Annotated in this window: 10 protein-coding genes; all 10 read left to right on the top strand. The window is 57.0% G+C overall.

Annotation, left to right across the window (positions count from 1 at the left end; all coding sequences use genetic code 11):
- Window positions 1-2 precede the first annotated feature (2 nt).
- From A1830_RS13695 to A1830_RS13650, 10 genes are read left to right on the top strand one after another with little or no spacing between them, the layout of a single operon-like run.
- On the top strand, window positions 3-4,973 hold the full coding sequence (locus A1830_RS13695; RefSeq protein WP_067706995.1) for a non-ribosomal peptide synthetase: 4,971 nt from the start codon (window positions 3-5) through the stop codon (window positions 4,971-4,973).
- Complete coding sequence (locus A1830_RS13690; protein ID WP_067706991.1) at window positions 4,970-11,269, top strand: non-ribosomal peptide synthetase; 6,300 nt, start codon at window positions 4,970-4,972, stop codon at window positions 11,267-11,269. The genes A1830_RS13695 and A1830_RS13690 overlap by 4 nt, the downstream gene beginning before the upstream one ends.
- A complete protein-coding gene (locus A1830_RS13685; RefSeq protein ID WP_067706987.1) occupies window positions 11,266-11,682 on the top strand; it encodes a carboxymuconolactone decarboxylase family protein in 417 nt (138 codons plus the stop codon). The genes A1830_RS13690 and A1830_RS13685 overlap by 4 nt, the downstream gene beginning before the upstream one ends.
- Window positions 11,679-12,524 (top strand): nucleotidyltransferase family protein, encoded by an 846-nt coding sequence (locus tag A1830_RS13680; protein ID WP_067706984.1) that lies wholly within the window; start codon window positions 11,679-11,681, stop codon window positions 12,522-12,524. Before A1830_RS13685 ends, A1830_RS13680 begins: the two co-directional genes overlap by 4 nt.
- Complete coding sequence (locus A1830_RS13675) at window positions 12,524-13,759, top strand: MFS transporter (RefSeq protein ID WP_067706981.1); 1,236 nt, start codon at window positions 12,524-12,526, stop codon at window positions 13,757-13,759. The genes A1830_RS13680 and A1830_RS13675 overlap by 1 nt, the downstream gene beginning before the upstream one ends.
- On the top strand, window positions 13,752-14,291 hold the full coding sequence (locus A1830_RS13670) for an RING finger protein (protein WP_156485004.1): 540 nt from the start codon (window positions 13,752-13,754) through the stop codon (window positions 14,289-14,291). The genes A1830_RS13675 and A1830_RS13670 overlap by 8 nt, the downstream gene beginning before the upstream one ends.
- Entirely contained in the window at window positions 14,288-15,901 is a 1,614-nt protein-coding gene (locus A1830_RS13665; RefSeq protein ID WP_067706973.1) for an AMP-binding protein, read from the top strand. The genes A1830_RS13670 and A1830_RS13665 overlap by 4 nt, the downstream gene beginning before the upstream one ends.
- The gene (locus A1830_RS13660) at window positions 15,898-16,602 is read left to right on the top strand and encodes a thioesterase II family protein (protein ID WP_067706969.1); all 705 of its coding nucleotides are present in this window, start codon (window positions 15,898-15,900) and stop codon (window positions 16,600-16,602) included. The genes A1830_RS13665 and A1830_RS13660 overlap by 4 nt, the downstream gene beginning before the upstream one ends.
- A complete protein-coding gene (locus A1830_RS13655) occupies window positions 16,599-18,299 on the top strand; it encodes an NAD+ synthase (protein ID WP_067706966.1) in 1,701 nt (566 codons plus the stop codon). The genes A1830_RS13660 and A1830_RS13655 overlap by 4 nt, the downstream gene beginning before the upstream one ends.
- The gene (locus tag A1830_RS13650; protein ID WP_067706961.1) at window positions 18,292-18,921 is read left to right on the top strand and encodes a LysE family translocator; all 630 of its coding nucleotides are present in this window, start codon (window positions 18,292-18,294) and stop codon (window positions 18,919-18,921) included. The genes A1830_RS13655 and A1830_RS13650 overlap by 8 nt, the downstream gene beginning before the upstream one ends.
- Window positions 18,922-18,938: the final 17 nt, after the last annotated feature.

The following is an 18,938-nucleotide window of genomic DNA, read 5'->3' as shown; positions in this document are numbered from 1 at the left end:
GCATGACGTCCCTGATTGAAAAATTCCATTGCTTTCATCACGTTATTCAGCACTGGGCACAGGCTCGTCCAGACACCATCGCCTTTCATTATTTGCCGGATGGCGAGAAGGTCAGCACCTCACTCAGCTACGCCGAACTGGACAGGCAGGCGCGCTTGACCGCACTGATGTTGCAGGGGAAGGGCCTGAGCAAGCAGCCGATCCTGCTGCAATTTCGCCCCGGAATCGATTTTATCGTGGCATTTTTTGGCTGTTTATATGCGGGGGCGATAGCGGTTTCCGCCTATCCGCCTGGCAGCAACCGCTCGAAGAGCGATCGCCTGCAAAAACTTATCGCTACCAGCCAGGCAACCACGATTCTCACCAACAAGGAAACGCTGGATGATGTGCGGCGTGAAAGTGATGCTGACGCATTCGCATTACTTTGTATCGAAGAAGCGCAAGGCGGTGATGCTGAAGTCTGGATGGCACCAACGCTGACAGGGGAAGATATTGCCTTTCTGCAATACTCGTCCGGCTCGACCGGTGACCCGAAAGGGGTGATTATCACTCACACCAATCTGATGAGCAATCAGTTCGCTATCCGTCAGGGAATGGGTAATGGCGATCATACGGTATTCGCCAGTTGGCTACCGCTATTTCATGATATGGGGCTGATCGGCAACGTGATGCAGCCGCTCTATCTGGGTGTCAGTTGCTGGCTGATGCCGCCAATGGCATTTTTACAAAAACCGGTGCGCTGGCTGCGGCTGATTTCTGCTGTTGGGGCGACCTGTAGCGGTGGCCCAGATTTTGCCTATGCACTCTGCGTCAATAGTATTAGTGACGAGGAGCGCGCCGGACTCGATCTTTCCCGCTGGGAGGTTGCCTATAACGGTGCGGAGCCTGTTCGTAGTGAAACCGTGGCGCGTTTTCAGGCTGTCTATACGCAATATGGCCTGCGGCACGGCGCGCTGTATCCTTGCTATGGCCTGGCGGAAGCGACGCTGTTTGTGTCGGGCAGCGTTGCGGGCCAATCCGCAACGACCCTGCGCGTTGATAGCGAACGGCTCAGCGCGGGGGTCGTCCTGCCGACCACTGCAGAGGGCACAACGCTGGTGAGCAGCGGTCAGCTTTGGGGGAGGACGCAGCTGACGATCGCCGATCCTGAACGGCGGACGCGCTGTGCTGACGGTGAGGTGGGGGAGATTTGGCTGCGCGGTGACAGCATCAGCCGCGGATACTGGAATGCGCCTGAGGCGAATAGCACCCTGCTGGCTACGCTGGTGGACGATGTTGACACCCTCTGCCTGCGCACTGGTGATCTGGGCTTTATATACGCGGGTCAACTCTACGTCACCGGACGTCTGAAAGAAGTCCTGATTGTTCGCGGCCGCAACCACTATCCGCAGGATATTGAACACACCGTCCAGAGCAGTGACAGTCAGTTTGTCACTGGCAGCGGTGTGGCATTTATCAGTGGCGATGCGCTGGTGGTAGTGCAGGAAGTTCGACGCAGCGCGGTACGGCGCTTTGATGCCGCCCGGGCACTGGAGCGGGCGCGCAGTGCCGTTGCCGACCACCATGGTTTGACGCTGGCACACCTGGTGGTGGTGAAACCAGGAAGCGTTGCCAAAACCTCCAGCGGTAAACTGCGCCGCCGCTATATGCGCGGGCAGTGGCAGGCCGGTCATCTTACGGCGTTGGGTTCACCAGCGTTAACAGCTGAGCCGGACAGCACCACAGTTTCCACACTTCTCGCGCTGCTGGCGGCGAAAGGATTAGACGCTCATCCGCAACATACCCTGAGCATGCTCGGTGTGGATTCACTCCTACGGCTTGAACTGCACACCCTGCTACAGCAGCAGTGCGCCCGCACGATTCCGCTCGACTGGTTACTGGCCGACTTGACGCTGGAAAAGCTTGAGCAGCAGATTGCGCTGTTACCCGAGGCAGAGGCGCTCACCGAAGATCATACGCCGGAGGAAAATGCAGCGACGACGCCCTGGCAACAAGCTATCTGGCTGCATCAGCAGACTCAGCCAGGTGCGGCATTTTACAACCTTGCGACTCTGCTGCCACTTCCGCCAGGCCACACGGCTGAACAGGTGCAGCAGATATTAATGCGACTCAGCGCAGCGCACCCACAGCTGGCGGCAACGCTAACAGGATCTGGCTGGACAGGCGGAGCGCAGCTGATGCTAGAATGCGTGGACGTTTCCGACTGGACGGCAGCGCAACGATCATCATGGCTGTTTGACTTTCGTGCGCGGCCTTTTGATTTGACGACCAGTGTACCCTGGCGTTGCGCCCTGCAGATGGAGCAGGGGCAGGGCAGACAACTGGCTATAGCGGTGCATCATATGATCATTGATCATACTGCCGCGCAGATATTGCTGCATGATTTGCGGCAGTTGCTGGCTGGAGAAAGGTGCCCAGCGGCAGCCAGTAATATACCGCTATTGCCCGCAAGCCTGCACAGTAGCGCGCGTCCCGATATGCAGGCTGAGGCTGACTGGCTGGCGGCCCTGTGTGCCACGCCAGAGCACCAAGATTTTAATCTGGTAAAACCGGCTCAACCGGCGGCGCTGGCGAGCGTTCGCCATACGCTGGCTGCTACTGAGACCCGGGCATTAAAGCATTATGCCCGGCAGGCCGGGGTGACGCTGCATGTGCTGTTAGCTGCTGCATTCTCTGCTCTGCTGGCGCGCTACAGTGGTGAAACGCGGCTGGCGCTTGGCGTTCCCGTTTCCGTGCGTGCGCCTCTGCAGGCCCGCTGCCTGACGAATGCGGTCAATATTTTACCACTTGTGTTGCACTTCGATGATGACACCACGTTTAAGACACTGATTGAGCAAGTGGGCGCACAAACTCATTTGCTGCTCCGTCATCGCTTTCTGCCTTATCTTTCGTTACTCGAGCAGGTGCGGCGGCATCAGCCACAGCGTGTCAGGCTCTACCATGCCGTGTTCGCCTGTCAGAGTGAAACAGAGGAATGCCCGCCTTATATCCCCGCTACTGCGGCGCAAAGTTCGTTCTCGCTGCTGGCATTTCCATCATCACAGCAGATCGTGCTGGAGCTGGAGTTTGATCCGCAGCTGTGCGACAGCCACAGCGCTCAGCGTCTGCTGGGGCATTTACAGCACTGGCTAGATGAAGCGCTAATGCGGCCAGATAGTGCCATCGGTCAGATTTGCTACCTGTCACTGGCCGAGCAAGCGGAAATGGGCCTGCTGACCTGCCCGCAGGTTTCCGTTCAGCATCACGAAGATGTCATTACCCGCTTCACTCATCAGGTGACGTTGTCCCCCGAGGCTATTGCGGTCGAGGATGACAAAGGAGCATGCAGTTACGCTCAGCTTCAGAGGCTGGCGCAGGGATATGCCGCGTTATTACAACATCAGCAAGTCCAGCCTGGAGAGCGCATTGGCCTGGCAATGACGCGCGACCGCCATCTCCCCGCTGCAATGCTGGCGATCCAGGCAGCGGGTGCCTGTTACGTACCGCTGGACCTGAGTTATCCGCCAGACAGGCTGGCGATGATGATGGAAGACAGCCAGTGCCGAATAATCATGGCGCGTGACCCAGCATTATTCCCCGAACGCCATGTTATTTCTCCAGCCGATCTTCGGCCGGAGGTTACGTGCCCGCTGGCGGCAGTCAGTCTTGATGCTATCGCCTATGTGCTTTACACCTCCGGCTCTACCGGCAGACCAAAAGGCGTACAGGTGACGCAGCGTAATATTTCAGCACTGCTGAACTGGGCGCAGGCATCTCTGAGTGACACCGAGCGCGAGCGCGTGCTGGCATCAACATCCATCTGCTTTGATTTATCCGTATTTGAGTTCTTTGTTCCACTTTGCCTCGGTACGTGCTGCGTAATCGTTGAACGTATTCTCGATCTGGCCGGGCACCCGCGTGAGGTTTCTCTGGTGAATACTGTGCCCTCCGCCATCGAGGCTCTGTTGCAGGCTGGCGTGTTTCCCGCCCAGACTCAGGTCGCGCTGGTGGCCGGCGAGCCTTTCCGCCAGGCGCTGGTTGATCGGCTGTTAAGCCAGGTCGCGCTGCCGCGCCTGCTGGATCTGTATGGCCCAACTGAGGACACCGTCTATTCCACCTGTGCCCGGCGCTATGCCGGAGGGGACGAAACCATAGGCCTACCGTTACCGGGTACCCGGTTATATGTGCTGGATCGCTTCCAGCAGCCTGTAGCGCACAACATGCAGGGAGAATTATGGCTTGCCGGGGAGAAATTGTCGCAAGGCTACCTGCAACGTCCCGAGCTTAACGCAGCGGCCTTTACCGTACCTGCCGCGCTGAGCCACCTGGAGAGTCGAGCCTATCGTACCGGAGATCGGGTCCGCCGCCAGGCGGATGGACGCTTAGTCTATCTGGGCCGTCTGGACCATCAGATCAAACTGAACGGTTACCGCATTGAAACGGGGGAGGTTGAGCGTTGCCTGCTGCGCCTGCCTGGTATTCAGCAGGCGGTGGTCAATGTGGTGGAGAACGTCGCCGGGCAGAAACAGCTTGCCGCCTGGTATGTTGCGACTGGAGAGGATCCCGGTTCCAGTGAATTACGTCGTCAGCTGATGAAAACGCTGCCTGAGTGGATGTTGCCTAGTGTCTGGCTGGCCTTAACGGCATTGCCGCAAACCCCAAATGGAAAAATTGATCGCCGCGCATTGCCGCTGCCTGCCGCCGCTGAGCCGCCGTCTCGCCCCTTGCAGCGTGAAGATGAGCGGCAGCTGGCGGATATCTGGCAGCAGGTTCTGGGGCAGCGCCCACAGGATCGCGAGGCGCATTTTATCAGCTTGGGGGGCAATTCTCTGCTCGCCGTGCAACTGTGCCAACAGCTCAGCCGCATTCTGAATATTGATGTTCCTCTGACCTTACTGCTGAATCACCGGGTCTTTGGCGAACAGGCTGATGCACTGGCTGACTGGGTGCAACAGGCTCAATCCTGCGACGACATAGAGGAAATTTCGTTATGAGTACCGCACTGGCGCTCTATGAGCGATTAACGTCGCTGGGGATAACTCTCCAGTATGATGATGGTCAACTTCGGGTACGGGCAGCGAAAGGTGCGCTCGATGAAGCGCTGAAAGCGCAATTGCAACAGCACAGGTCCGCACTGCTGCAATTATTGAGTGGTGAGGGGGAAAACATTCCGGCCAGCGATGGCCAGACCCGGCTATGGCTGTGGCAGCAGCAGCACGGTGGAGATGCTTATCATCTGGCGCTGGGGCTTGAACTGATTGGCGTGCTGGATGCGGCGTTATTTTGTCAGGCGCTGCATGATGAAATCGCACAGCATCCCGCCTTACGTATGCGGCTGGTGGAAAGCGAACAGGGCTTACGGCAGCGCTCCGGTCAGGGATTGCCAGCTATTGATGTGCAACCAGCCCCTTCCGGTATGCCACATCAGTGGCTAAATCAGCTGGCCGCGCCGGTATTTGATCTGGCTAATGATCTGCCGCTGCGTGTGCAATTACTGCGTGTAGCAGAACATCGTCATGTGCTGCTGCTGGTGTTTCATCACAGTGTTATTGATGGCTGGAGTCTCGGGATAGTGCTGAATAACGTTGCTAAACGTTATCAGGGCGATCTGCCTGCAATAGAAAGCCTGCCGGTTTACCGTCCGGCAGTGGATACCCAACAAGCGGATGCCTGGTGGGAAACGCTGTTACAGGATGCCGCAGAACCGATCTCGTTTGCGCCCGCAGTCGGACAGCCGCTGGCCGGTCATTTAGCCCGGTCGGTGAACCCGGCGCTGTGGTCACGCCTGACGGCGTTGGCAGAGCGCAGCGGCGTCAGCCTGCACCACTGGATGAATGCGGCATTCCAGTTATTGCTGGCCAAATATTATGCAAAAAACGATATTGTGGTGTTGACTCCGTATGCCAATCGTAATGTCACTGCGGATGCCCGGCGCGTCGGATTTCTGGTCAACACCCTTTACAGTAGAGCTGCCATGCAGCCGACACAAACGCTGCGTGAGTTAGTGCTGATGCTGGCCCGTCAGGCGCAGGAAAGTCTTATTCACAGCCACGCTTCTTATCACAATCTGCATACACGTTATCCTCATGCAGCCAGCAATATTATGTTTAGCCTGGAAAGCGATGCAGCGGATCAACTGGTGCTGGCAGGGATTGATGCCAGCGTGCTGCGATATTTGCCTCAGCAGGCCAAGTTTGATTTGATGCTGACCGTGGTGCCAGGTGTGCAGCCGCAGTGCCTGTTCGAGTATCGCCACGGCGCCCTGGCGGCGCAGGATGTCGCGGTTATGGCCGAGGCCTATATTTATCTGCTGGCGCAAATCGCCGACTCTCCCGATGCTGCTTTGCAGACCTTCCGCTTGCAGAAGACGCTGGGTGTCGTACCGATGCCGTCATCCCCTGTAGGTCCGCTGGAGCAGATTGCGCGGCAGGTCAGGGAAATGCCGCAGGCTGTTGCTGTTGCCCGGGGAAGCGAGTCCTGGTCGTATGCGCAGCTGTGGGCAAAAGTGGGCAGGGTTGCACAATGGTTGCATCAGCAGGGGGTACAACCGGGATCGACGGTAGGTATTTGCCTGCCTGCCGGGCCTGACTCGCTGGCGGCAACGTTGGGCGTTTTTGCTGCGGGTAGCGCCTATGTGCCGCTCGACCGCCAGCAGCCCGCAGCGCGCCTGGAGGATATGATGGCTGACGCTGGCCTGGCATTGGTGATTGATGAGCAGACCATGCCGACGGGCGAAATTCTTGACCAATGGCAGCCCCGGGAGGCGCAACCAATAAATCCCGCCTGGCTGATATTTACTTCCGGCTCCAGCGGAAGGCCAAAAGCAGCGGTTGTACACCATGCCGGTGTGGCACGTCTGCTGGCATGGTATCAACAGGCCGTTGGCGGTGAAGCGATGCGCGCGCTGGTGATCAGTAATCCGTCATTTGATTTAACCCAGAAAAATCTTTTTGCGCCGTTAATGTGTGGCGGACAGGTGCTCTTTCCCTGTATGGATCGGTTCGATCCTCTGGCGATACTGGAGGCCATCGTTAAGCATCAGGTCACGGTGATAAACTGCACGCCTACCGCGTTTATCTCACTGTTACAGGAAGCTCGTGAGCAGGAATACGCTGCACTTGACAGCTTGCATCATGTGGTGCTGGGCGGTGAACCTGTGCTGCTGGCGCCGCTGCGGCAGTGGCAGCAGTCCAGGCCAACGGCATGCCGTTTTATCAACAGCTATGGTCCTACAGAGTGCGCCGATGTTGTTGCCTGGCATCTGCTGGAGTATCCACTAACGCAGCAACAAGAACCCGTCCCGCTGGGGCGGGCTATTCCGGGAGCGCTGCTTTCGGTCGTGGATCAGCATGGTCAGCTTTTGCCCGCAGGGGTAAGCGGTGAACTGATGATTGACGGCGACAGTGTTGGTCTGGGATATCACCAGCGTCCCGATATTACCGCACGTCAGTTCTTGTCAGGAGGGGCGGGCGTTAACCAGCGGCGCTATTTAACCGGCGACCGGGCTGTTTTACGTGAAGATGGCAATCTTTACTACCTGGGACGCAGCGATCGGCAAATTAAGATTAATGGCTATCGCATTGAAATTGAAGAGATTGAAGCTGCGTTGCTGGCTACCGGGTGGGTGGATGAAGTGGCGGTGGTGTTACGCGAAGATGCGTGGGGACATGCGCTGCTGGCGGCATTTTACTGTAGTGCCAGGTCCGGGCTGACTGAAGCCCAACTGCACGATGCGCTGGCACTGCGACTGCCGCATTATCAGGTGCCGGCACGCTATGTGCCACTTGCCGCGATGCCGCTGACCCGCAGTGGAAAAATTGACCGCAATGCGTTGCCGCACTCCTTACCGCTACCTGACATTACTACTGTGACAGGCACGTTAAACAACGATCTGGAGCGCCACATCGCAGAAATCTGGCAGATATTGCTGGATTGTCCGATTAATCATCGCGAAGCTGATTTCTTCGCATCAGGCGGACACTCGTTGCTGGCGATGGAAGTGGTACGCCAGATCCGCCGTCAGCTGGGTATCGCCGCTTCCACCGGATTATTGATGCAACACCCGCGCCTGGCAGATTTTGCTGCCGCGCTTGCACTGCTGCCGGCCGGGCAAACGTATAGCGATCCGCGCAACAATCACGATCCTCATGCCGCCTATCCGTTGAGTGCAATGCAACAACGGTTATGGTTCCTGTGGCGGATGCATGGCGCGAGCAGTAATTATTCCATGTCTGCGACGTGGTGTCTCGACGGCGAGCTGGATACCTCCCGGCTGCAACAGGCGTTGACTGCGCTGGCGGTGCGGCACGCTATTATTGGCAGCCGTTTAATTGAATATTCACAAGGCCCTCATTATCAGCTGGATGCCGATGACGGCCCGATAGTGGCAGAAGAGTATCAGATAGATGAAGCGGAGTTTCCCGCCTTCCGCCAGCAATTCCATACTCAGCCGCTTGATTTGGCGTGCGACCGCTTCATTCGTTTCGCCCTGGTGCAGACGGCACCAGCACGTCATTATCTGCTGGTGAATCTGCACCATATCGCTGCCGATGGTTTGTCGCTGCCGATATTACTGCACGATCTCCAGCTCGCCTGGCAGGGCTTGCTGCCAGCAGAAATGGCTCCGCAGTTCGCATGGCTGGAGCAGCAGCGCAAAGCCAGCTATCCCTTGCTGCGCGAGCGCTGGAAAAGCTGGCTGGCGGACGCGCCGCAAACCTCGCGTTTTCCGGCGGACGCGCTGCCCGACAGCGACGATACTCAGGATGCCGGGATGCAGGCGCTGTCATTAGCGCCTGCACAGTGGCATCAGCTGCGGCAGCAAGCACGCCAGTGGGGCATGACTCCTTTTGTTCTGCTGTTAAGTAGCTGGTTTATCCTGCTGCAACGCTACAGCCGTCAGCAGGATCTGGTCCTTGGCATCCCAGTTGCACTGCGGGATGATCCTGACAGCGCTGCGGTGATCGGGCCATTGCTTAACACTATTCCACTGCGCGTACACTGCGATGGCTCCTTACCGCTGGAACAGCTGATCAGACGCGTCGCGACGGCATTCGATCAGGCGATGTCCGGCTCCGCGCTGCCGTTTGAGGAGATCGTCGAGGCGGTGAATCCGCTGCGCAATATCCAGCAGTCGCCGCTGTTTCAGATCCAGATAGTGGAAGATCCGGTCAGCCTGGATGAGTTCAGCCTGTCGGGGCTGACAATAACCGCATGTCCTGCGTTGTCGCAGCAGGCGAAGTATGATCTGAACGTACATTTTCAGACTCAGGGCGCTGCGTTTGGCGGCTATATCGCTTACCGCCAGTCGCTATATGGCGAAAAAACCATTGCACGGCTGGCACAGGCATGGCAACAGCTGGTCAGCGCGATGCTGAAGTCACCTGGTGCAGCGGCCAACACCCTGAGTCTGCTCTCTGCCGCAGAGTTCAGTGCTCAGCAGCGGGAAATGGTTGATTACGATCCTTCGCTGCCCACCTCTCAGACATTGCATGGTCTGTTTGAAGCCCAGGTGGAGCTTACGCCACGGGCAACGGCGCTGGTGTGGGAAGGCAGAGAACTGAGTTATGCCGAACTTGATGCCTGGGCAAACCAGCTGGCGCACGGTTTAATTGCTTCAGGGCTGGCTTCGGGGGAGTGCGTCTCAGTCTGCCTGCCGCGTAGCAGCGCCCGCGTCGCCGTGCTCTACGGCGTGCTGAAAGCGGGGGGGATATATTTGCCTGTCGATCCGCACTGGCCTGCTGAGCGGCAATTGCTGGTACGCGAACAAGCGCAGCCAGCTCAGCATATTGATGAGCAGCGTCTGCTGACGCTGGCACAGGGGCAGCCTGTTAACGCGGTGGAGCGGCATGTTGATGCGCAGCAGTGCTGTTATCTGATGTATACCTCAGGCTCTAGTGGTATACCGAAAGGAGTGCCGGTACGTCATGGCGGTGTGGCGCACGATTTACTTTTCCTCATTCGCCGCCTGGCGCTGGGCGAGGGTGACCGGGTACTACAACTGACGTCATTTAGCTTCGACCCGTCAGTACGCGATCAGTTTGCCACGCTGGCGAGTGGTGCTGCGGCTATCCTGCCAGATGATGCCACGGCCACGCATCCTGCACGTATTCTGGCGTTGATCGCAGAACAACGGGTCAGCCATATTCTGTCCATGGTGCCCACTCTGCTGCGCGCCTTGCTGGTGGAGCAGCAGCGGGTGCTCTCTCTGCGGGTGCTGATGCTGAACGGTGAACGCCTGCGCGGTGACGATCTGACGGCCGCATGGAGAGCTTTCGGCAGCCATCTGACCATTATCAATCAGTATGGGCCCACTGAAGCGACGATGACCAGCGCAACGCACATAGCGACAACTCAGGATGAGAATGCGCTGACCGTCCCGCTTGGTATCGCTAACCCGAATACCCAACTGTTGATTATGGATGAAGAAGGCCTGGTGTTACCGCAGGGGGCAGTAGGTGAGATTTGCATTGCCGGACCTGGGCTTTCGCCGGGATATCTGGGGCAGCGTTCGCCACACGCCTTTGTCTCACGCACTCTGCCTGATGGGACGCGGCAACGTTTCTACCGCAGTGGCGATCTCGGCCGCTGGCGCAGTGATGGTGTGCTGGCGTTCTTTGGGCGTATTGATTTTCAGGTCAAGCTGCGTGGCAATCGTATTGAGCTGGGAGAAATTGATGCCTGTCTTGGGCAACTGCCTGAGATCCGCCATTGTGCGGTAACGGTGGTGGGTGATGAGCGTAACCCGGTTCTCGCAGCATGGATCGCTGAAAGTGCACCTGGCGCGGTACAGGCCGAAGCGGTGAAACAAGCGCTGATGGCAAAACTGCCTGCTTATATGGTGCCTTCCTGCTTCACGCTATTACCCGAATTACCGCTCACCGCCAGCGGCAAAGTTGACCGCCGCCGTCTGCCGCAGCAATTGCCGCAGCAGTTACAGAGGAAGACGGAAACGTTGAATTCCCTCGAACAGACGATTGCCCAAGTATGGCAACAACTGCTTGAGTTACCCACAGTGCCGGACTGCGAAACCAACTTTTTCGAGATGGGTGCCAACTCGTTGATGATGGTTCAGGCCAGCGAACGCATCGGCCACGCTTTGGGGGAGCCGCTGGCGGTGGTCGATCTTTTTGCCCACCCCACTATTCGGGCGCTAAGCCAGTTTGTCACGATAAAAACACCCACCGCCGTCCCATCGCCTGAAGTGAATGTTAATGCTGCGCGTCGCCGCGCGGCATTTTCTCAGGCACGTGAGCGGCGTGCAACACCGCAGAAACAAAGGGATCCTTCATGAGTGATACACAACCTAACCGTCTGGCGCGTGGATTGCAGGCGATTGAACATCTTGATCAGCCGCTGGGAAACCCTTACGGGCTGTTACACGGCATGCGCCTACAGGCACCAGAATTCAAACAGCATTTTCTGGAAGATTTTGGCGATTATTTCCGCCCCGATCAGGTGGTAGATGAGAAAACGCGCACCTTATTGTCTCTGGCGCTGGCCTGCACTGCTGGCACTCCGCCAGACCTGCTGGAGTTTTGCGCCGCAGCCGCTTTAAAACAGGGTTGGCAGCGTAAGCAGGTATTGAGCACGGTGGAACTCAGCGCGTTATTCAATGGCTGGCCAGCGGCGATCGCGGCAACGCAGACGGTGATGGCCACCTTCAGCAAACTGGATAACCAGGCGATGGAGGCTAACAAATCATGACGCAGGCTGATATTCCGGGACGCTTTTTTCCCTTGGACGAGCAGGGATTTATTGTCAATGACACTTCGGCGCACCACTTTCCCGCCACGTTCGGCGCGCGGCTGGTCAGCGCGTTTCAGCAGTGGTTTCCACAGACGCTGCGCGCGGTGTATTTACGCGGGTCTGTCGCCCGCGGCACTCGGGTGCCGGGACTTTCCGATCTTGATGCCTTCGCGGTGCTGGAGGATGGAAGCTCGATAAAACCGCTGACTGCAGATGATCTCCTGGCAGCGGAGTTAAGCCAGTTATTGCCAGGATTAACCGAACTTGAATTCACCTGCTGTCAGGAAAAAGAGGTGATGGGTAACTACCTCGGCGTGTGGTCGTTTTTTATCAAAACGCAGTCGCTGCTACTGTACGGCTATGATTATGCCTCTCAACTGGCGTCCTATCGACCCGGCGTCGCCATTATGGGGGAGGCGCTGTGGCTGACGCAGCGAATGGAGGAGTACCGGCAGCGCCTGAACCAGCCAGAGTGGCAGGAAAAACCGCGGCTGTTGTGTGAGTGGATAATGAAAGCGGTGGTACGCGCCGCTTTCGAACTGACGATGGAGCAACAGCGTTGCTATACGCGCGATCTGTCGTTGTGCTGCCAGGTCTTCTGCCGTCAATACCCACAGCAGGCCGACCTGTGCCGCAGGGCGGTGAACTGGGCGATCCATCCGGATGATTGCATTGCAGAGCAGCAGCAGCTGCTGTTGGTTTTTTGCCCGTGGATAGAGCAGCAGTTGCGCATGTTGTTGCAGCAGTATCAGGTCGATCCCGCAGGTTACCAGCTGGCACCTGCCGGGGAGGAAGGTTGATGGCCAGCCTGAGTGAAACGTTACGCAACAAGAGCCTGCAAACCATCTGGTCAGCGGTGCTGATCAGCACGCTAGGGAATTTTTTGCTGATGCTGTCGCTGTCGGTATACATCTGGCGAATCACCGGCAGTAATTTTCTCGCCTCGGCCGTCTTTGCCGTGCAGTGGGGCGCGATTATCTTCTCTGCTCCACTGGTCAGCCGGCTGTTGCAGCGTATCAGCGCAGCAAAACTGGCCGCCTGTAGTGAATGGCTGGGCGGCGCAGTTTCACTGCTGATCGGCCTGAGCTATCAGCATCTGACGCTGGTGTTTGTGCTGCTAGCCCTGCGGGGACTGGTTGAGAGTCTGAGCAAAGCTGCCAGAGTAGTTGCACTGAAAAATAGCGTCCCTGAGCCACTGCTGGGGCGTGCGGCCTCGCTGTTCGGTACCGGTACGTTTATTGGCATTGCGCTGGGTTCGCTGCTGGGGGCCATTCTTGTAGAAAAACTTCCGCTGGGATGGGTCGCACTGATAGACAGCCTGACCTTTCTGCTCTCCGGCGCACTCTTTTTCCTGCTGTGGCGACGTAACAAAACGCAGGAGAGTACTGCACTGGCAGCCAGCGGCAGCGCGCTGCGACCGGCGTTTCAGGCATTGCGTGAGTTGCCACAACTACGACGTCAATTTATCTGGGTGATCGTGACCACCGCATTACTTCAGGGGTTTCATAACGTCGCCCGCACCTTATTGCCGATTAATCTTCTCGGACTGGGTGAACAGGGGGTCATGTTGCTCCAGGCGATTGCCAGCGTCAGCTTCTTTTCTGGCGCTCTGGTCGTAGCGTTGCTGATGCAGGGGGAGGATCAAAGCTGGCGCAGTCAGCCATGGTTTATTGCCCTAATCAGTGTGGTACTGATGCAGTTGTCACTGCTGACCCCGGTAGTGTGGCTGAGTCTGGCGGGCTATGCCCTGTATCTGTTTGTCTTCGAAATCGCGTTCACGTTCTGCCAAAAGAACATGATTATCCAGTGTCCACCGTCGGCAATGGCTGCGGTATCGTCGAGCGCCTTGTCGATATCCACTCTTGGTATGGTGCTGGCCATTGTTGCTGGCGGTGCGCTTTCCGATCGGGTGGGGTTGGTCGCCACAGGATGGACGTTATGCGCGCTGTTTGTCGTGGTACTGCTGTGGGCAGAATTACCTCTCTGGATGGGAAGAACGAAACCCACTTCGCTGGAGGATGCTGAAAATGATTAACTGGCTGCGCAACGATTTGAGTGAAAAACTGGTGTGGTGGATTAAACCCAGCGAGCAGGGGGCACCGTTGCCAGACTTGCTTGCTATCCTGCAACGCGGAACGCTGAACGGCGAACGTCCGCCTTATATCCTCGGTGAGCGTCGCTGCATCGCCTTTAGTGAAATCCCGCTGATTCAGGCCGCCCGGCTGCTGTTAAACGCCGCTCAGGCAGGAATAAATTTTGCGCCCTACGGGCTGCAGTTTGAGCGCAATGCGCTTTATGCGCGCGGTGCGCGGCAAACCATTCATCAGCCATTCGCTGAAGCTGAACTGCTTCATCCCGAACAACGTTTTCGCCATGTCTCACTCGCACCGGAATGCGGGATTGATTTTAGCTGGAAGCGGGAATGGCGACTGCCGGTGGATGAACTGCCTCTGGAGGCTGAGCAGTGCACACTGATTTTACCCGATCGTCAGGCGCTGCAATGGCTGCGGCAGCATAACACCTCCCCAATAACCGAAAATGCCCTTCTTCTGGAGACTCTGTTATGAACCAGGCTTTGGCCTCAGGCGCTGAACCACAACACCGTTTGTGGGCGCTGGACTCACTGCATGACGCACTTTCACTGGCTGCGGAACAAGCCGAAAACGGCATTGAAACAATCAATTCGGCCGGGGAACGTACCTTTTGGCGGTACGCTGATTTCTATCCACAGGCGCTGGCCGCCAGCCAGGCTCTACGGGAGAAAGGGATCCAACCGGGAGAGCGCGTGCTGCTGCGGCTGGCCGACCCTGCGGACTTTGTGCTCGCCCTGTGGGGTTGTCTGTTGCTTGGTGCGGTGGCAGTGCCAATTGCCGCGGGGCAGCCCTGGCCAACGCAAGAGCAGGCGCTGCGGCTGGCGCTGGCTTCACTGGATCTCATCCGCCCGGCCGCGATGATTGGCGCAGGCGAGGACCTGCTTCGCTTTCAACAGATCCAGCATGATATGCCGCAGGCGCGCATGCCAGTTATTGATGCGGCAAAGTTACACACGCTGCCACCCTGCAACGAAGTGTATTCGGCTGGAGCCAGGGGGGACGATCTGGCGCTGATTTTTCCGACATCGGGATCGACCGGGCAGCCGAAACTGGTGACCCAAACTGCACGTGCGCTGCTCGCCATGGCCGCGGGTAGCGCACAGATGAATGATTTTACCGGGCGGGATATATTTCTTAACTGGATGCCGATGGAGCATGTGGGGTCGCTGGCATTTTTGGCGATTTTGCCTGTCTGCTGCGGTGCGGCACAAATCCACCTGGCGACACCGTGGGTCAGTGAAGATCTGGGCCGCTTTCCGCGTCTGGTCGCGCAGCGCCAGGCCACTGTGGGCTGGATACCTAACCATGTTTTCAGCCAACTGATGCAGCTGGAAATTGCTGGCGACTGGGATTTCAGCAGCCTGCGTTTCCTGGTCAATGCCGGAGAGAGTATCGGCGATCAGATGATGTATTGCGCTGACCGTTTTTCCGCACATGGTCTGAAACCTTCGGCATTAAGACCCGCTTTTGGCATGTCAGAGACTTGCTCAGGGCTGACCTGGTCGTCGGGCGACGGTCGCCGGGTCGATGGCTATGTGGATTTAGGCGTGCCTATCCCAGGCGCGAGCGTGCGCATTACCGATCACAGCGGCGCGCTGTTAAATGAAGGCGAGATTGGCTATTTGCAAGTGCAGGGACCATCGGTTACACGCGGCTATTTTAACGGCGAAGCAGAAAGTTGCTTCCTTTTAGAAGGGTGGTTTGACACCGGCGATCGTGCCTTTTTACATCAGGGCCGCTTGTATATCACCGATCGCGAAGGGGACGGTATCGACGGTATCCCGCTCTCAGGCTACCAGCTGGAAGCTGAACTGGAGCGTCTGCCTGGCGTGCGAGCTGGTTTTACTGCCGTCTGTCAGGTCGCGGGAACGGTCGGTATTTTTTTCGTCGCCCAGGCCGGATGCGATCCGCAGGCGGTGCGTCAGCGGATTGTTGCGCGCCTTACCCAGCTGATTGCGGCTGTGCCATACCGGCTGTTTGACTGCGAAGCGGCTGAAATCCCACGCACTTCCATCGGCAAAATTCAGCGTAAAGTGCTGCGTCGTCGTCTCGCCGCTCTGGCAGAGCAGGAGCAGGTTGAATGAGATGTTACGCATTTGGCTATGCAGGCAGCAGTGATAATGCATTTATACCGTTGCTTGCTGACTGGCCACAGACGATACCTCTGCAACAGTATCTTTATCCCGGACGCGGTAGCCGTATGTCCGAGGAATTTGCCCCTTCGCTGAGGATGCTGGCGCAACAGGCGGCAGAAGATATTGCCGAATCAGAACCGATGCTGCTGCTGGGCTACAGTTTCGGTGCTCTGGTTGCTTATGAAACCGCACGCTATCTGCGCAGTCAGAACAGGCCCGTGGCGGGGCTGGTGGTGGGGGCGATGAATGCTCCCCATCAACAGCTTCCTTCTCGCCATGTTCACACGTTTGACCTGCCAACGCTCACCACTTATCTCGCTAAGCTGGGCGGTACGCCAACTGAAATCCTTGCCTCTGCCGAACTGATGCGCTGGTTTGCCCCAGCCATACAGAGTGATTACCAGATTCTTGACGCTTACAGACATGAGGAGGGAGAAGTGCTGGACTGCCCGATTGTTGCACTGTATGGCGAAACTGATGAGCTAACCACGCCGTCAGGCATTGCGTCATGGCGAGAGTGCACCTCAGGCTCTTTTCATTCAGTTGCGACTGCCGGCGGTCATTTTTTCCTGTTGCGCCAACCGCAAAGCACGCTGTCTTCGTTGTTTCGTCTGTTATCTGTGACCATCAGCAAGGAAATAGCCGTATGAATACCGATCTTCGTTTGGAGTTTTGTGCGATGAATAGTCGGGTCGGTGATATTACCGGCAACAGCCAGCGTATTCAGCAGGCATGGCAGCAGGCGGACAATCGCCATGCCGATCTGCTCTTTCTGCCGGAAATGGCCCTGTCGGGCTATCCTGCTGAGGATTTAGTACTACGGCGCACTTTTATGCAGCAAATTGAGCAGGAGGTGGTACGTCTGGTGACATTGTCATCGCAAATGCGCACGGCATTGATGCTAACCACCCCTTGGTATTACGAAGGTAAAATGGTGAATAGTGCCCTACTGGTTGAGCATGGCGCGATTGTGCAAGTTATCGGCAAATGTGAATTGCCTAACTATGGCGTTTTTGATGAAGCTCGCTGGTTTGTGCCTGCCATCGAACCCTCCCCGGTTTCTTTTCGCGGCTATCGGCTGGGTGTGATGATTTGTGAAGATGCCTGGCTGCCACATTTATCGCAGCGGCTTGCCCAGGCGGGAGCGACGGTATTAATTTCACTCAATGCCAGCCCCTGGACGCAGAATAAAAGGGACCAGCGTTTACAGGTCTTACGCCAGCGAGTGAGTGAAACGAAATTGCCGCTGGTTTATCTGAATTTGCTTGGCGGTCAGGATGAGCTGGTTTTTGATGGCGGCGGCTACGTATTAAATGCTCGTGAAGAGCTGATCGCCAGCTGGCCTGCCTGGCAGGAGCAGAACTATTTACTGTCATTGGATAGTGTGCAGGGCCAGCCGATCGAGAGTACTGCTCAACTGCTGATGCAGCAGGAACCCCTGGCAGATCTGTATCAGGCTCTGCTACTTGGACTGCGTGATTACATTACAAAAAATGGTTTCACCAGCGTGGTTCTGGGGTTGTCCGGTGGCATTGACTCGGCGCTGGTGGCGATGATTGCTGCAGATGCGTTGGGTGCAGGGCAGGTACGCGCAGTAATGCTGCCGTCACGTTACAGTAGCGAGGGCAGTATCGAAGATGCACGGGAACTGGCGCAGCGCAGCGGCATCTCGCTCTATTCTCTGCCGATCAGCGCTGCACATACCGCGTTTGAGCAAACGCTGTCGACAATCATCACCCCTGAGCCGCTGAAAGATCTCACTGAGCAGAACCTGCAAGCACGCAGTCGCGGCGCATTGCTGATGGCGCTATCTAATCAGTGGGGATCCTTGCTGTTGTCTACCGGTAATAAATCAGAAGTCGCGGTCGGCTATTGCACTCTTTATGGCGACATGTGCGGCGGGTTTAATCCAGTGAAAGATGTTTACAAAACCCAGATTTATGCGCTGTGCCAGTGGCGCAATCAGTTCCAGCCCTGGCAGGGTAAGGTACAGGCGCTGAATGTCATTCCGCAGGCGATTATCAGCAAAGCGCCAAGCGCTGAACTGAAACCGGGGCAGCAGGACAGTGACAGCCTGCCACCTTATGAAACACTGGATGCATTGTTGCAGCTGCTGATTGAGGAGAACCTCACTGCAGCCGAAATCGTGGCGCGCGGTTTTTCACCCGGGCAAATCGTTCAGGTGGCCGGCCTGCTGGAGTGTGCAGAATACAAACGTCGCCAGGCCGCACCCGGCACTAAAATCAGTGAACTGGCGCTGTCACGTGAGCGGCGTTACCCCCTCACCAGCGGTTTTATCTTTGCTGCCGGAGACACGATCCGGGTGGAGCAGCAGACTTATGATTGAACCGGGCATGTTAATAACCTTCGTTTTTACCAATCTGGCCCTGAATGTTACGCCGGGTCCAGCGGTGATCCAGGTCACCAGTCATGCCTATAGCCAGGGTTGGCGGCGGGCGCAGCTATCTGTGCTGGGTATTCTGTGTGGCAATGCACTCTATTGCTTGCTATCTGCCGCTGGTCTTGGGGCTTTGCTGATGAAGTGGCCGCAGGTTTATCAGGTGCTGCGCTATGCGGGGGCGCTGTATCTGGTCTGGCTTGCCCTGAAGCGTCTTTGGCACACTTCACAGCGTGCGGCAGACGGGACAGGTGCGCAAACGATAGCTTCGCGACCGGCTCTGTTCCATGAAAGTCTGCTACTGCAACTCTCCAATCCCAAGTCACTGTTGTTTTTCTGTGCATTGCTGCCTGTTTTTATCGGCACCACTGACGGCTCCGGTGGATGGGCCATACTGCTGCTTGGGCTGCTGGCTATCGCGCTGGAATACCCGGTGCTTCTGGGCTATACCCTCGCCAGTTCGACCCTGGCGTCAAGGGCAAACACCGAAAACGGGCGATGGTACAGATTAATCGACATTATCTGCGCGCTTTTACTTCTTTTATCAGCATCTCTGGTGCTGTTTGCCTGAATACATGGAAGAGGTTG

It is taken from the genome of Erwinia sp. ErVv1, assembly GCF_900068895.1.
In the GTDB taxonomy this organism is placed as follows: Bacteria; Pseudomonadota; Gammaproteobacteria; order Enterobacterales; family Enterobacteriaceae; genus Erwinia.
The sequence above is the reverse complement of the archived record's forward strand: the minus strand, read 5'-3'. Positions and strand labels throughout refer to the sequence as shown.

Excerpts from the sequence above, each read along its gene's own strand:
- A1830_RS13695 (WP_067706995.1), top strand. The coding sequence starts at position 3 with ATGACGTCCCTGATTGAAAAATTCCATTGCTTTCATCACGTTATTCAG.
- A1830_RS13690 (WP_067706991.1), top strand. The coding sequence starts at position 4,970 with ATGAGTACCGCACTGGCGCTCTATGAGCGATTAACGTCGCTGGGGATA.
- A1830_RS13685 (WP_067706987.1), top strand. The coding sequence starts at position 11,266 with ATGAGTGATACACAACCTAACCGTCTGGCGCGTGGATTGCAGGCGATT.
- A1830_RS13680 (WP_067706984.1), top strand. The coding sequence starts at position 11,679 with ATGACGCAGGCTGATATTCCGGGACGCTTTTTTCCCTTGGACGAGCAG.
- A1830_RS13675 (WP_067706981.1), top strand. The coding sequence starts at position 12,524 with ATGGCCAGCCTGAGTGAAACGTTACGCAACAAGAGCCTGCAAACCATC.
- A1830_RS13670 (WP_156485004.1), top strand. The coding sequence starts at position 13,752 with ATGATTAACTGGCTGCGCAACGATTTGAGTGAAAAACTGGTGTGGTGG.
- A1830_RS13665 (WP_067706973.1), top strand. The coding sequence starts at position 14,288 with ATGAACCAGGCTTTGGCCTCAGGCGCTGAACCACAACACCGTTTGTGG.
- A1830_RS13660 (WP_067706969.1), top strand. The coding sequence starts at position 15,898 with ATGAGATGTTACGCATTTGGCTATGCAGGCAGCAGTGATAATGCATTT.
- A1830_RS13655 (WP_067706966.1), top strand. The coding sequence starts at position 16,599 with ATGAATACCGATCTTCGTTTGGAGTTTTGTGCGATGAATAGTCGGGTC.
- A1830_RS13650 (WP_067706961.1), top strand. The coding sequence starts at position 18,292 with ATGATTGAACCGGGCATGTTAATAACCTTCGTTTTTACCAATCTGGCC.